Source organism: Gabonia massiliensis, assembly GCF_001403595.1.
GTDB lineage: Bacteria > Bacteroidota > Bacteroidia > Bacteroidales > Coprobacteraceae > Coprobacter > Coprobacter secundus.
Genome location: NZ_LN877938.1, coordinates 130,006 through 145,505, shown reverse-complemented (window position 1 = coordinate 145,505; position 15,500 = coordinate 130,006). Strand labels below are relative to the sequence as shown.

The following is a 15,500-nucleotide window of genomic DNA, read 5'->3' as shown; positions in this document are numbered from 1 at the left end:
ATTCCGTTTTTCTACTTTTAATGATATTCGACATTTTTACCCGTAAGTATATTATATACATTATTAGAAAATTGCCTTCCTATAGGTAACGGGGTTTCTTTTCCTGATAACTTTATTTCTTTTTTAGAAAATATTTCTACTTTTTCAATTGGTATTATATATGATCTATGAATTCTGATAAATTTATTTTCAGGAAGCATCTTCTGTATATTTTTTAGATTCGTATGAGTTAAAATATAATTATCATTTACACGGAATATTTTTATATAGTTTTCCATCGCTTCAATATATAAAATATCCGAAATAGCAATAGAAATATTATTATATTCTTGTTTGACTATAATGGTTTCTGTCACTCTATTTGGAATATTTTCTATGTAACGAAAAGCTTTTTCGATAGCTTTTTCGAAACGTTCGTAAGAAAAAGGTTTATGCAAAAAGTCTGTTGCATTAAGGTCAAAACCATCTAATGCATATTGGGCATGAGCTGTTGTGAATATAAAACATGTATCATGAGGCAATATGTGAGCTATATCTAATCCGCTGATGCTGTTCATCTCTATATCAAGAAAAACCAAATCCGGTTTTTTCCTGATAATTTCTTCTAATCCGATTTTAGGTTCACAATAGGTGGTCAATTCTATATTACCTTTCCTTTCACAAAATTGACTGATAACTAATAACGCAAGAGGCTCATCATCAATAGCTATACACTTTATTTTTTTCATCTTAATTGTATTGTCAATTGGACTTTATACAGATTTTCTATTTTAGAAGTAGATAAAGTAAAACGCCCGGGATATAGCAACTCTAATCTTTTCCGACAATTTTCTATACCTATAGCAGAATCATTATCCTTTTTATTTCTCATAATAGAGTTTTCTGTCCGAAATATCAAATTACCATCTTTGATAATAATACAGATAAGTATAGAACAATCTTCATCGGACGAAGTTCCATATTTAAAAGCATTTTCAATAAAGGTTATAAGAATCATCGGAGGGATTAATATTTGTTCGTCATCAGTTTGCGTTTCAAATGAGACTTGTGTATGCTTATTCAACCGCAATGATTGTAAATCGACATATTGTTGAATATAATCTATCTCTTTACTGATAGGGATAGTCTCAGATGTAGTATATGCATACATATATTTTAAAATTTCAGAAAATTTAATGAAAGCAGATTCCGTTTTATCAGATTTTGTCAGTACTAAACCGTAAAGAGCATTTAAAGTATTGAAAAGAAAATGAGGATTGATCTGAGCTTTGTAAAGAGCTAATTCTGCTTTATTTTTTTCAGCCTCAATTTCTTGTTTTAAGAGTATTTGTCTGAAAAGTTCATAAGTAAGTTCTATAGATAAGCTGAATCCTGTAACTATTAAAAAGAAAAACCAAACGGTTTGGATACGCATGTGTTTCCTTGCTTCAAAAAGATGTGTATCAGCATTATTTTCCACTGGTGGAAAAGGAAAGTGGGACATCATGACAGTAATCCCGATAAGTATTACCATCAAAATAGCAGCATGTACATACTTTTTGTGCATAAGTAATGATGGAAGCTTGGCCTTGCGATAGACGAAATAAGTAAAGTACAAATAGAAAATAAGAGTTATCAAAAAAGCCGTGTTATGTTCCAACCATTTGTCTACGGGTACCAGCATAATAATAAGCGGTAAAATAACAAGGCAAAACAATAGATTTATACAGATATTTATGGTTGTATATTTCATTGTATATTGTCTATATTTTGAAGAAAAAGGAGACTAGAAAATTTTTGTAAGACCATCATCATAATGACAAAGATATAATATTGCTATGAAATGTCCAATTCCTGAGAATTGTTGTTTGACACTACATTTTTGTCGTTTATCAATACTTTTTCATTTTATTCTGTAATAATTTATAGATTTGATTACTCATGTATGTACCAGAAAGAGTGCGAATAAAAACAAATTAAGTTATTACTATAAAATTGTAACAATGAAAAAAGTTCTCATTTTAATTGTTGCCTGTCTCCCGTTTTTTTATTCTTGTAAAGATTCCCGGCAGAAGGAGACAAAAGCTACCTACAAAACACTTACCATAGTTCAAGCAGATCAGACATTAAAGTCTGATTACACAGCGACTCTCCGAGGTCGTCAATATGTAGAAATAAGGCCTCAGGTAAGTGGCATTATTACTGAAATCCGTATTAATGAGGGGGACATCGTGCGTAAAGGACAGGTATTGTTTGTCATAGATCAAGTTCCTTATAAAGCTGCATTAGAAACAGCCGTAGCCAATGTTAAAAGTGCGGAAGCAAAACTTCGTACAGCGAAATTGACAGCCGAAAGTAAAGCAGAACTTTATAAAGAAAGAGTTATATCAGAATTTGATTTGCAAACGGCAGAGAATGCACAGGCTGAAGCACAAGCTTCCTTGGCCCAAGCTAAAGCTCAGGAAATAAATGCACGTAACAATCTTTCGTATACAGAGGTAAAAAGTCCGGTAAACGGAGTTGCCAGTATGATACCCTATCGTGTAGGAGCATTAGTTAACAGCAATATTACCGAGCCTCTTGTTTCCGTATCAGATGATGAGGAAGTATATGCTTATTTTTCAATGAGTGAGAATCAAATATTAGATTTGATACAACAATATGGTTCTCTACAAAAGGCTATGTTACAAATGCCAGATGTGGAATTAGAGCTAAGTAATGGCGACATCTATTCCCATAAAGGAAAAATAAATGCTATCAGTGGTACTGTAAATGAAAATACCGGTGCGATTAGTTTACGGGCTAGCTTTCTAAATCCAGAAAAAATGTTGCGTAATGGAGGAAGTGGCAAAGTCATTATACCGACAGTTAAGAAAAATTGCATCATTATTCCTCAAGCAGCCACATATGAATTACAGAATCGGGCGTTTGTTTACAAAGTTGTTGAAGGTAAAGCGCAATCAGTACCAGTACAACTTTTTAAATTGAACAATGGTACGGAATATATTGTAGAATCCGGACTTATGCCAGGAGATGTTATTATTGCTGAAGGTGCCGGACTGGTACGTGAAGGAACTGTAATTGAAAGTCAATCGACCAAATAATGATAATAATACTATTATGAAAATAAAAACATTTATAGATCGTCCTATTTTGGCAATGGTTATTTCTGTTGTTATTCTTATAGTAGGACTTATTGGTCTTTCTCAATTACCTGTTGAACAGTTTCCGGAAATAGCACCTCCTACTGTTAGCGTTTCAGCCAGTTATACCGGGGCTAATGCTGAAACTGTGCAGAAAAGTGTTGTCGTACCTTTAGAAGAAGCTCTCAATGGCGTTGAGAATATGATGTATATGGTGTCATCTGCAACTAATACAGGTTCTGCAAGAGTTACCATTTATTTCCGACAGGGAACAGATCCTGATATGGCAACAGTGAACGTACAAAATCGCATTGCTTCAGCACAAGGACTTTTACCTGCAGAAGTTACTCGTAGTGGTATTACTGTCAGGAAACGGCAGACGAGTAACATTAAGGCATTAGCTCTTTATAGTCCTGATAATACTTTTGATGAAAGTTTCTTGAATAATTATCTGAAGATTAATATAGAACCGCGACTTTCGCGTATTGCAGGTGTCGGAGAAGTAAACGTAATGGGTTCTGATTATTCATTACGCATTTGGCTTGACCCAGGAAAAATGGCCAAGTATGGCTTGGTACCGTCAGATATTACAACAGTTCTCGACGAACAGAATTTGGAGTCCCCTACCGGAACATTGGGTGCAGAGTCTAAAAATACATTTCAATATGTATTAAAATATCGCGGACGTTATGAAGAGGAAAAAGATTATGAAAATATAGTAATCCGTTCTCTTTCTGGCGGTGAGGTTTTGAGATTGAAAGATGTTGCACGTATTGAATTAGGTTCTAGGACATATACTTATATCGGAGAGGTAAACGGGCATCCGGGTTCTAACTGTATGATTGCTCAGACATCAGGATCGAATGCCAATGAAATTATAGAAGAAATAGACAAAGTTGTAGCAGAAATTTCAAAAACTTTGCCGAAAGGAATGGAGCTGGTCGATCTGATGAGTACAAAAGACTTTTTGGATGCTTCTATCCATAATGTCATAAAAACCTTAATTGAGGCCATTATATTAGTAATTTTAGTTGTGTATGTATTTTTGCAGAGTATGCGTTCTACGTTTATTCCTGCAATTTCCATTGTTGTATCGTTGATTGGAACTTTTGCATTTCTTTATGTCGCAGGCTTCAGTCTGAATATGTTGACATTGTTTGCTTTAGTTTTAGTTATTGGTACAGTTGTCGACGATGCTATTGTGGTAGTAGAAGCTGTTCAGGCAAAATTTGATGAAGGTTATAAATCATCTTATTTGGCAACTATTGATGCGATGGGCGGAATTACATCAGCTTTGATTACTACGACGTTTGTCTTTATGGCTGTATTCATTCCAGTATGTTTTATGGGGGGAACTACAGGTACATTTTATACGCAATTTGGATTAACTATGGCTGTTGCTGTTGCAATTTCCATGATTAATGCTCTGACGCTAAGTCCTGCTCTTTGCGCTTTGATTATGACACCTCACTCTGTAGCAGTGAATGGTGGTAAAATGAGTTTCTCGTCACGATTTCATATGGCATTTGACACAGCTTTCCACCGTTTAGTGTTGAAATATAAGACAGGTGTTTTCTTTTTCTTAAAGCACAAATGGGTAGCTGCAGCCTTATTAGTCATTGCTTGTGCAGGTCTGCTCATATTTATGAAAACAACAAAGACCGGATTGGTTCCACAGGAAGATATGGGTACTATTTTTGTGGATGTACGTACTTCTCCAGGAAGTAATTTGGAAGAAACTAAAATAGTTATGGATGAGATAGACAGGCGCATTAAAGATATACCTCAGGTCAGAATGTATTCTAAAGTAACAGGTAACGGAATGATTAGTGGCCAAGGTGCCTCAAATGGAATGTTTATTATACGATTGCGCCAGTGGGATGAACGTACTGAAAAAGGTGATGATATAAATTCTGTTATAAATGAAATATATCGACGCACCGATGATATATCATCAGCTCAAATTATGGCTTTCGCCCAACCGATGATTCCAGGATATGGAGTGAGCAGTGGATTTGAAATATATGTACAGGACCAGAAAGGTGGAAGTATTGATGATTTACTGAAATATACCAAACAAATGATTGACGCTTTGAATAAACGACCTGAAATATCCCGAGCCACAACGTCATTCGATACGAAATATCCTCAATATTTAGTAGAAGTAGATGCTGCGCTTTGTAAACGTAATGGAGTATCTCCTGCAGATGTATTGAGTACTTTATCTGGATATGTCGGAGGAAATTATGCTTCAAATATGAATCGATTCTCAAAATTATATCGTGTGATGGTACAGGCTTCACCTGAATTTCGATTAGATACCGAAGCATTGAACAACATATTTGTTCGTAATACAGACGGAAAAATGTCTCCCATTAGCCAATATTTGACATTGACACGCGTATATGGTGCAGAGACTTTATCCCGTTTTAATCTTTTTTCCGCTATTACCGTCAACGGTACTCCTGCAGCAGGCTATAGTTCTGGACAAGCTATCCAAGCTGTACGAGAAGTAGCAGAACAGACATTACCAGCCGGTTATGGATTTGAATTCGGAGGTATGTCTCGAGAAGAAGCTTCTACTGGCAATACGGCAGCATTGGTATTTATTATCTGTATAATATTCATTTATCTCATTTTGTGTGCTCTTTATGAGAGTTTATTTATCCCGATAGCCGTTATTCTTTCTGTTCCATTTGGATTGGCAGGGAGTTTCCTTTTTGCGAAAATGTTCGATTTAGAAAATAATATTTACATGCAAACAGGATTGATTATGCTGATCGGTCTATTGGCTAAAACTGCTATTTTATTAACAGAGTATGCATCTGAGCGTCGCCATCAAGGAATGACAATCACCCAAGCGGCAGTATCTGCGGCAGAAGTCAGATTACGTCCTATATTGATGACATCACTTACTATGATTTTTGGTATGCTACCTATGATGTTCGCTACCGGTGTAGGAGCTAATGGAAATATTTCTATTGGGGTAGCTACTGTAGGTGGAATGTTGATAGGAACTATAGCCCTTTTGTTTATTGTTCCGGTCTTATTCATTGTTTTTCAATATTTACAGGAACGGTTAATGCCTGTACGTAGGCATCCAGAGGTAGAGAAAGGAGAATAATTAATTCTATATGTAATGAAAATTATATGAAAAAAATAATTATATGTTTATTTTTGTTAATAGGCTTAGGGAGCTGTCATATCTATAAAGCTTATGAACATCCTGATATGATGGTAGTCGATAGTCTTTATCGTCGTCCTGTAGTAACTGAAGATACTGTATCGTTAGCATCCCTTTCATGGCGGGAACTGTTTACAGATATTCGATTGCAGGAGCTTATTGAAATGGGAATTCGTAACAATACGGATTTGAATATAGCACGTCTGAGAGTAAAAGAAGCAGAAGCATTGTTGCTTTCATCTAAATTGGCCTATTTGCCTTCTTTATCTTTATCTCCCCAAGGGTCTCTGTCTAAAACAGAAAACAGTAAAGTAACTAAAACGTATAATTTAGCTGTAACAGCCGATTGGGAATTGGACATTTTTGGTAAAATGACGAATGCTAAACGAGGAGCCAAAGCTGTATTGGAACAGAGCAAGGCTTATCGCCAAGCTGTACAAACTCAGTTGATTGCAACTATTGCTAATAGTTATTATACATTATTGATGTTGGATGAACAATTGGATATCAGTAAACGAACAGCTGAAAATTGGGCTGAAAATTTAAGGGTTATGAAAGCTTTAAAAAAAGCCGGACAATCCACAGAGATGGCAGTAGCACAGACAGAAGCAAGTAAATTATCTGTAGATGCATCTTTATTATCCCTTCAACAACAAATATCTGAGATGGAAAATTCTCTTTCTTCTTTGTTAGGTATTGCTCCTCAGGCAATAGTTCGTTCTACATTAAATAAACAATCCTTTCCCGAAACTTTTTCAGTTGGAGTTCCCTTACAGTTGCTTCAATACCGTCCAGATATTCAACAAAAAGAAGCAGAACTAGCAGAAGCATATTATATAACAAACCAGGCTCGGTCTGCATTTTATCCTTCAATAACATTGAGTGGATCTGCAGGATGGACTAATGCAGCCGGTTCTGCTATAACAAATCCGGGACAATGGCTACTTTCAGCCGTTGGTTCTTTAGTACAGCCTCTTTTTAACCGAGGAAATAATATAGCAAATCTGAAAGTTGCAAAAGCACAACAAGAAGAAGCTTTACTTTCTTTTCGTCAAAGTCTGTTAGATGCAGGAAAAGAAGTTAATGATGCTTTGGTGCAGTGGCAAACGGCACGTCAGCGATTGGAACTGGCAGAGCAGCAAATAGAATCATTACAAAATGTCGTTCGTAACTCTGAACTGTTGATGCTTCATAGTTCACAGAATTATTTGGAAGTATTGACTGCCCGTCAGTCTTTATTACAAGCAGAATTAACTGTCGTATCAGACCGTTTTGATGAAATACAAGGCGTAATTAATCTGTATCATGCTTTAGGAGGAGGAAACGATATAAAAAATAATTAAAAATAATCTTGAAAGTATGGTATAAAAAAGATAGGGAAAATGACTTCTTCCCTATCTTTTTTATACCATACTTTCATTTTGAAAAATATTTTTCAAAATTGAAGGTTTATAATAGAGATTAGTTCTCCATTTATTATTATAAATCAGTTATTTATATAATATATAGTTTATTGGTATGTATCTTGTTTTTACCTCAATATGAAACTATATATTGTATCGAATAGATTACCCGTTAAGATAAGCGGGCAAAAGGGAGAATTTATTTTCTCCCGAAGTGAAGGAGGTTTAACAACCGGTTTAGATTCTTTGCAAACTCCTTATGAAAAGCATTGGATTGGATGGCCAGGAATGTGCATACAAGAGAATGAGGACAAAAATAAAGTAACCTCCAAATTAGAAAGCATGAACCTTCATCCAGTATTTTTGTCGGAATCTCAAGTAGAGAATTACTATGAAGGTTATAGTAATAGTACAATATGGCCATTATGCCATTATTTTTTTGTATATACTTTATATAAAAGTTGTTTTTGGCAATCTTATCAGGAAGTAAATCTTCTTTTTTGTAAGAAAATATCAGAATTGGTACAACCGGGAGATAAAGTTTGGATTCAAGATTATCAACTGATGCTACTCCCCGGTATGTTAAGAAAGAGATACTCTAATTTAAGTATTGGTTATTTTCATCATATACCTTTCCCTTCATATGAACTTTTTCGTATTTTGCCAGAACGAGCAGAAATATTAAAGGGATTATTAGGTGCAGATTTTATTGCTTTCCACACACATGATTACATGAGGCACTTTATCAGTACAGTAGAAAGAGTGTTACATGTAAGTTTTAAGTTGAACGAAGTACAATTAGGCGATCGCGTTATTAGAGTTGAAGCTTTGCCAATGGGGATCAATTATAATCTTTACCACGATGCGCCTTCGAAGCCAGAAGTCCGACAAGCCATTGACCGGACAAGAAAACTTTTTGGGAATCACAAAGTTATCTTGTCAGTAGATCGTTTAGATTACAGTAAAGGAATATTGCATCGTTTACGTGGATTTGCTTCGTTTCTTGAACATTATCCACAATATCATGAAAGAGTAACTTTGGCTATGGTTATAGTCCCTTCACGCGATCATGTTGGTAGTTATACGGAATTGAAAACAAAGATTGATGAGGAAATAGGTTCAATCAATGGGCACTACTCTACTATCGACTGGACTCCAGTTTGTTATTTTTATCATGGATTCTCGTTTGAAGAACTATCGGCTATGTATTATATGGCCGATATAGCATTAGTTACACCTCTTCGAGATGGAATGAATTTAGTAGCAAAAGAATACGTTGCTTCTAAATGTGGAAATCCGGGAGTATTGATTTTAAGTGAAATGGCTGGTGCTGCCGTTGAGATGACAGATGCATTGCTCATTAATCCGAATGATACAGAACAAATTGTACAGGCAATCTCTAAGGCATTGGAAATGCCTGTTTCTGAACAGCAAGAAAGACTACAGCGTATGCAGGCTATCATTTCGGCACAAACAGTAGATAAGTGGGCTACTGATTTTATAAGAGGATGGGATGAATCTTACTATAAAAATGAGGAGCTTCGAAAAAAACGAGTATCATCTAAAATTATTGAAACAATCAAATTGAAATATGATAATGCAAGACAACGTCTTATATTACTCGATTACGATGGAACACTGTCTGCAATCAAATTACACCCAGAAGATGCGAGACCTACACCAGAACTTATTGAGGTTTTGCAGAAACTATCGGATGACCCGACTAATCAAGTAGTAGTCAACAGTGGCCGCGATCATATTATTTTAGAAAAATGGTTAGGAAATTTACCGATATCACTTGCTGCGGAACATGGCGCTTTCTATAAAGAGAATGGCGTATGGCATAATAATATGAACAAAATAGTTTGGAGTTCGGGATTACTTTCAGTTTTGAAATTTTTTGTAGATAAGACCCCTAACTCCCATTTAGAAGTCAAAGAAACCGCTCTGGCATGGCATTATAGAGAATGTGATGCATGGTTAGGTTCTCTAAGAGCACAACAACTTACAAACGAACTTATTTCTATTTGTGTACAACAGAAATTACAAATTTTGCAAGGAGATAAGGTCGTAGAAATAAAATCACCAGATTATAATAAAGGTTCTGAAGTTGCCCGTCAATTGGGGAAGAAACATTATGATTTTATTTTAGCAATGGGTGATGATACAACAGATGATGACATGTTTAAAGCATTACCAAAAAATTCTGTTACTATAAAAATTGGCTATGTATCGGAAGCTGCTAATTACAATATGTCTACTCAAGCAGAAGTTTTACCTTTCCTCGAAACATTAGTAAATAAAAAAGAAAGACATTTGATAGATAGTAGTGTAAAAGATAAACTAAAAGGTGTATTAGGCTTTGTTAGAGATTTATTAAAAAATAATTGATTATAAATTAATAGTAAAAATGAATAATTTGGATTATGGAGTTATAGGGAACTGTCGTACAGCGGCATTGATTTCTAAGACAGGAAATATCGAATGGTTATGTTTCCCAGATTTCGACTCTCCTTCGGTTTTTGCAGCATTGCTTGACCGAAAAAAAGGCGGGTGTTTTGGATTTGAAGTTTCGGACAAATATCATATTACACAATCATACGTTCCTCATACAAATATCCTTTCTACTTTATTTAAGTCTGAAGAAGGAGAATTTGAAATTCTTGATTTCATGCCTTGTTACCACTCTCGTGATAACGGATACTATCTTCCTGCAGAATTATATCGTTATGTCCATTGGATCAAAGGAAAACCTCATTTCAGAGTAAATTACTCTCCTGCTCCCAATTATGCACAAGGAAAAGCAATATATAATACTACTACTGAGTTTATAGAAAGTTACAGTTCTTCGTGTAGTAAAGACAGGCAGTATCTTTATTCTTCCCTTCCTCTTCAAGATATCGGACAAAAAAAGGAAATTGTTTTGGAAAAAGATGAATTCTTTCTTTTATCCTATAATGAGAAAGTAATACCGGTAGATATTGAACGAGAAAAAATAGAATATTGCCGGACATTAGTCTATTGGCTTAACTGGACTAATCGCACTAAAAAGTATTCCCTATACAATGATGTAATCGAACGAAGTTTGCTGATTCTTAAATTGATGTCTTATTATAATGGAGCTGTTTTGGCAGCACTGACTACCAGCTTGCCTGAATCAGTAGGAAATGTACGTAATTGGGATTATCGTTTTTGTTGGCTAAGAGATGCATCTATGTCCATTGAAACACTATTTAAAATAGGACATCCTGAAGCAGCCAAGCGTTTTATGAAGTTTATACAATCGACATTTGTATCTACTCATGAATCGTATCAAATAATGTATGGAATAAGGGGTGAAAGACAATTGACAGAAATTATTTTAGACCATCTATCAGGATATAAAAATTCTAAACCTGTGAGAGTAGGAAATGATGCATATCACCAAAAACAGAATGATTCATTCGGATATTTGATGGATTTAATTTATCAATATTATAGATTGATGCCCGGAACGCTTGATGAGATAGAAGATATGTGGGAAATGGTGAAAAGTATTATTTTTACCGTATTAAGAGATTGGAAAAAGCCCGATAAAGGGATTTGGGAAATTAGAGGAGAGAGTCATCATTTTGTATCTTCGAAAGTAATGTGTTGGGTTGCATTGGACCGTGGAGCAAAAATAGCAATGATGCTAAATAAGCATGAGTATTGTAAGCAATGGAAAAAGGAAGCCGAAGAGATACGTGAAGATGTCCTGATACATGGATGGAAAGACGAAATTCAAAGTTTTTCTCAGACATATGATAACTTTGCTTTAGACTCATCATTATTGCTTATGGAGCCTTATGGTTTTATAGAGGCAAATGATATACGTTATCATAAAACTGTAAATGCTGTAAAAAATGCCCTCTTGCACAAAGGTCTAATGTATCGTTACAATAGTAAAGATGATTTTGGATTACCCTCGTCAGCTTTCACTATATGTACTTTTTGGCTGGTACGGGCTTTATTTGTTATTGGGAAAAAAGATGAAGCACGAACCTTATTTGATGAAGTATTGAAATATTCTAATCATTTAGGTTTATTTAGTGAGGATATTAATTTTGATACCAAAGAACAATTAGGAAATTTTCCACAAGCATATTCTCATTTGGCATTGGTCAATACTGCCATATTATTTGCAGAAGAAGACAAACGATTGGCATTTATACGCCCGTAAAGATAAGTTCATTTTTTGTGATGTGGATTCTTTAATATGAGAAGGAGTCCACATTTTTTATTATTTTTGACAAAGTGATAAAAATCCGTATATATAAATCTGTCTGACATATATACACGTATCAGTAACTTTATTCTTTGTAATGACTAAAGAGTATAAATGTTACTAATCAAAAATAAAGTTATTATAAGCATAATAAATAAGGAAAGGTATAAAAATTAGTTCTTTTGATAAAGACGGTAACTCAATATTTGAGAGGAATATAAACACCTTCATAAAAAATCATTTTCTCCCAATGAAAAAAATTAAATGATTCAACAGAAGGCTTCTGCAATGACAATGCAATCGTATCTCCATTTGAAGGTATTGAAAGAATATTCTGCAGAAACAAAAAGACAATAAAAATTTGTTCAAGTTAAAATTTATTTACTAAGTAACAACGTAACATGTAACCAATGTGTTTCTTATTATATTTGGAGAAAAAGTCCAATTGTATAGGGACAAATGTATTCAGGCATTAGAAAGCATAAAAAATTCCCCCTGATAAAAGACTTCTATATAGTAGAACCATAATGTTATCAAAAATCTTTCCTAATACTAAGGGGATATCTCCTACAAGAGAATTTAATTTTAAGCTTAATGAAAAAGGCTAAATTTCTAAGACTAAATAAAAAGTTTCTCCCCTCTTATCTCTCAAAAGAAAAACCTCCGAAACGCCTTATTATAAGTAGTTTCAGAGGTTTTTTTGAGGTTCCTGGCGGACTCGAACCGCCGTAAACGGTTTTGCAGACCGGTACCTAACCACTCGGCCAAGGAACCTTATTTCCCGTTTGCGAATGCAAAGATAGTATATATTTTTTATCTTACAAGACCTTTGTAAAGTTTTTATTAAAATTATTTCTTTGTTCCTTTCCTTTCAAATTGAGAACAAGATGTATCTGATTGATTTTGAATCTTTGGACTTCCACAACCACAGCAACATCCACAAGACGATTTTCTTTTATTCGGGCGGAACATAGCAATTATTTTTTTTATAACATATAAAAATACCACTATACCAATAATGCCGACTATAATATTTTGTATCATAATTTTCTGTTTTTTTAAATAAATAATTTCCCAATATTATATACCAAGAAAGAGACTATCCAGGCAATAGATGTATTATATACAATGGAAAATACTCCCCATTTCCAACTTCCAGCTTCTTTTACAATAGCTACAATGGACGCTATACATGGTAGATATAAAAGAACAAATACCATAAAACTTATAGCGATTAATGGTGTAAAATCAGGCTGTCCTGTTTCTGGATTAATAGCTTTGAGTTTCTCAGATAATGGTCCCATATTTTCTTCTGCGTCATTTTCTGAATAAAGAACTCCAATAGTACTAACAACTAATTCTTTCGCTGCAGTTCCAGAAATGAGAGCAATACTAACTTTCCAGTTGAAACCAAGAGGTTCTACAACAGGTTCTATAAATTGACCTATTTGTCCGATGTACGAGTTCTTCTGTTGCAGCATGCTTTCTTCAGTCGTATTAGTTATTGTTTCTGGTGCAACATTCGTACGAGGGTAATAACTGAGAAACCATATAATAATGGATGCGACTAATATGATTCCTCCCATTTTTCGTAAATACTGTTCTGCTTTTCCCCACATATGTCGGAAAGTGGCTTTAGCAGTTGGAAGCCGATATGGCGGTAACTCCATAACAAAGGGAGTTTCATCTTTTTTGAAAAGAAAACGTCTTAAAATTTTTGCTGTAACAATAGCCAAAAGTATACCTGTAAAATACAATCCTAAGAAAACAATACTTGCATGATTAGGGAAAAATGTCCCGACTAATAATAAATATATAGGAAGCCGCGCGCTACAAGACATAAAAGGATTTATAAGTATTGTAATCAAACGACTGCTTCGACTTTCAATAGTTCGGGTTGCTATTATTGCAGGAACATTGCATCCAAAACCCATAATAAGCGGAATGAATGATTTTCCATGAAGACCTATTTTATGCATTATTTTGTCCATAATAAATGCCGCACGAGCCATATATCCGGAGTCTTCCATAAAAGATATAAAAAAGTAAAGTATCAGGATATTGGGTAAGAAAACAATAACTCCCCCTACTCCACCGATTACTCCATCAATAATTAAATCTTTTAAAGGCCCTGGAGACATAATGGAATTTACCCATTCAGATAGTAACCCTACGCCCGATTCTATCCAATTCATAGGATACGCCCCTACAGTAAATGTCGCTTCAAACATGAGCCACATGATAAATATAAATATCGGAAAACCAAAAAGTTTACTGGTAACTAAAGAGTCTATTAGGTGGGTTGTACGAGCTGTTTCTTTATTTCCTAAAGTCAGCGTTTCCTTTAATGCTCCAGAAATAAATCCATACTTCTCATTTGCTATAGCAGATTCTACATCCTCCCCTAACGTTTTTTCTATTTTTATTTTTTCTTTATCCCGAATAGCTATCCATTTATCATAATTTTGTTCCTTATGCAAAAGTATCTCTATTTCTCTGTCCCCTTCTAATAATTTTATAGCCAAATATCGAGGGGAAAAATGCTTCAATATTCTAGGATCCGTTTTTAGTTCATTTTTAAGTACTGTAATGCCTTCTTCAATTACAGGGCCATGATTTATGTGTATATGCCTTACCGTGGGTTCTTGATTTTCGTAAACGTTAATGATTGTATCGAAAAGTTTGTCTATTCCTTTTCCGTTTTTTGAAACAGTAGGTACCATCGGAACCCCTATCATCTTCCCTAAGGTATTATAATCAAGAGTATTGCCACTATCTTCCAGTTCATCATACATATTCAAAGCGATAACCATACTTATGTCCATATCGATGAGTTCTGTCGTCAGATAGAGATTTCTTTCCAAATTAGAAGCTACAACGACATTGACGATAACATCGGGCATTTCTTCACTCAAGTGGCGACGGACATATATTTCTTCTGGGGTATAAGCTGATAATGAATAAGTTCCAGGTAAATCATATATATTAAAATGGTATCCTTTATAATTGAAATAACCTTTTTTTGCGTCAACTGTTACTCCACTATAATTTCCTACATGCTCGTGCGCGCCTGAAGCGATATTGAATAATGAAGTTTTTCCACAATTAGGATTCCCTACTAATGCTATATTTATAGTTTTAGCTGATCGGTCTACAATTTGCTTTACAGTTTCATCATTGATTATAGAAGTTGATGTTGTTTCTGTATTTTCTGTATTTATTAAATTATCAATACTTATAACTTCTACCATAAAAGCTTCGCTTCTTCTTAAAGATACTTCGTATCCCATAATTTTATACTTAATGGGATCTTTTAGCGGAGCATTTAATAATACTTCAACTTTTTGACCTCGAACAAACCCCATTTCAATGATTCGTTTTCTGAATGCTCCATGCCCAAGGACTTTTACTATAACGGCTTTTTCTCCTGTTTGTAAATCAGATAAACGCATATTATTTCTTGCTTTTTGAAATATTTGTTTTTTGTGATGCAAAGATGCTTATTTATTCTGATTCTACATAATAATTAGAGGTTTTTATTTATA

Annotated in this window: 9 protein-coding genes and 1 tRNA gene; 5 read left to right on the top strand and 5 right to left on the bottom strand. The window is 34.5% G+C overall.

Annotated features, from left to right (window positions below; genetic code table 11):
* Positions 1–17: 17 nt before the first annotated feature.
* The gene (locus BN2628_RS02800) at positions 18–728 is read right to left on the bottom strand and encodes a LytR/AlgR family response regulator transcription factor (RefSeq protein ID WP_044228920.1); all 711 of its coding nucleotides are present in this window, start codon (positions 726–728) and stop codon (positions 18–20) included.
* Positions 725–1,732 (bottom strand): sensor histidine kinase, encoded by a 1,008-nt coding sequence (locus BN2628_RS02795; RefSeq protein WP_044228922.1) that lies wholly within the window; start codon positions 1,730–1,732, stop codon positions 725–727. The genes BN2628_RS02800 and BN2628_RS02795 overlap by 4 nt, the downstream gene beginning before the upstream one ends.
* A 250-nt stretch (positions 1,733–1,982) precedes the next feature.
* Between BN2628_RS02795 and BN2628_RS02790 the strand changes: the two genes are divergently transcribed.
* The 5 genes from BN2628_RS02790 (at position 1,983) to BN2628_RS02770 (ending at position 11,910) form a co-directional block, all read left to right on the top strand.
* Positions 1,983–3,083 (top strand): efflux RND transporter periplasmic adaptor subunit, encoded by a 1,101-nt coding sequence (locus BN2628_RS02790; protein ID WP_055095970.1) that lies wholly within the window; start codon positions 1,983–1,985, stop codon positions 3,081–3,083.
* Between the two features lie 16 nt (positions 3,084–3,099).
* Positions 3,100–6,246 carry an efflux RND transporter permease subunit gene (locus tag BN2628_RS02785; protein WP_044228926.1) on the top strand — a complete coding sequence of 1,049 codons (3,147 nt, stop codon included), beginning with the start codon at positions 3,100–3,102 and terminating at the stop codon, positions 6,244–6,246.
* A 26-nt stretch (positions 6,247–6,272) separates the two neighbouring features.
* The gene (locus BN2628_RS02780; protein ID WP_055095968.1) at positions 6,273–7,649 is read left to right on the top strand and encodes a TolC family protein; all 1,377 of its coding nucleotides are present in this window, start codon (positions 6,273–6,275) and stop codon (positions 7,647–7,649) included.
* A gap of 198 nt (positions 7,650–7,847) precedes the next feature.
* Positions 7,848–10,100, top strand: a complete 2,253-nt coding sequence (locus BN2628_RS02775) for a bifunctional alpha,alpha-trehalose-phosphate synthase (UDP-forming)/trehalose-phosphatase (RefSeq protein ID WP_044230779.1) — start codon at positions 7,848–7,850, stop codon at positions 10,098–10,100.
* Between the two features lie 19 nt (positions 10,101–10,119).
* Positions 10,120–11,910 (top strand): glycoside hydrolase family 15 protein, encoded by a 1,791-nt coding sequence (locus BN2628_RS02770; RefSeq protein WP_044230780.1) that lies wholly within the window; start codon positions 10,120–10,122, stop codon positions 11,908–11,910.
* A 748-nt stretch (positions 11,911–12,658) separates the two neighbouring features.
* On the opposite strand, the gene BN2628_RS02765 is transcribed toward BN2628_RS02770, so the two are convergent.
* From BN2628_RS02765 to feoB, 3 genes are all read right to left on the bottom strand, one after another.
* Positions 12,659–12,729, bottom strand: a tRNA-Cys gene (locus BN2628_RS02765).
* Positions 12,730–12,804: 75 nt separating this feature from the next.
* The gene (locus tag BN2628_RS17460; protein ID WP_044230781.1) at positions 12,805–12,999 is read right to left on the bottom strand and encodes a hypothetical protein; all 195 of its coding nucleotides are present in this window, start codon (positions 12,997–12,999) and stop codon (positions 12,805–12,807) included.
* Positions 13,000–13,013: 14 nt separating this feature from the next.
* A complete protein-coding gene (feoB, locus tag BN2628_RS02755; protein ID WP_044230820.1) occupies positions 13,014–15,407 on the bottom strand; it encodes a ferrous iron transport protein B in 2,394 nt (797 codons plus the stop codon).
* Positions 15,408–15,500: the final 93 nt, after the last annotated feature.

Excerpts from the sequence above, each read along its gene's own strand:
- BN2628_RS02795 (WP_044228922.1), bottom strand. The coding sequence starts at position 1,732 with ATGAAATATACAACCATAAATATCTGTATAAATCTATTGTTTTGCCTT.
- BN2628_RS02770 (WP_044230780.1), top strand. The coding sequence starts at position 10,120 with ATGAATAATTTGGATTATGGAGTTATAGGGAACTGTCGTACAGCGGCA.
- BN2628_RS02790 (WP_055095970.1), top strand. The coding sequence starts at position 1,983 with ATGAAAAAAGTTCTCATTTTAATTGTTGCCTGTCTCCCGTTTTTTTAT.
- BN2628_RS02775 (WP_044230779.1), top strand. The coding sequence starts at position 7,848 with ATGAAACTATATATTGTATCGAATAGATTACCCGTTAAGATAAGCGGG.
- feoB (WP_044230820.1), bottom strand. The coding sequence starts at position 15,407 with ATGCGTTTATCTGATTTACAAACAGGAGAAAAAGCCGTTATAGTAAAA.
- BN2628_RS02800 (WP_044228920.1), bottom strand. The coding sequence starts at position 728 with ATGAAAAAAATAAAGTGTATAGCTATTGATGATGAGCCTCTTGCGTTA.
- BN2628_RS02780 (WP_055095968.1), top strand. The coding sequence starts at position 6,273 with ATGAAAAAAATAATTATATGTTTATTTTTGTTAATAGGCTTAGGGAGC.
- BN2628_RS17460 (WP_044230781.1), bottom strand. The coding sequence starts at position 12,999 with ATGATACAAAATATTATAGTCGGCATTATTGGTATAGTGGTATTTTTA.
- BN2628_RS02785 (WP_044228926.1), top strand. The coding sequence starts at position 3,100 with ATGAAAATAAAAACATTTATAGATCGTCCTATTTTGGCAATGGTTATT.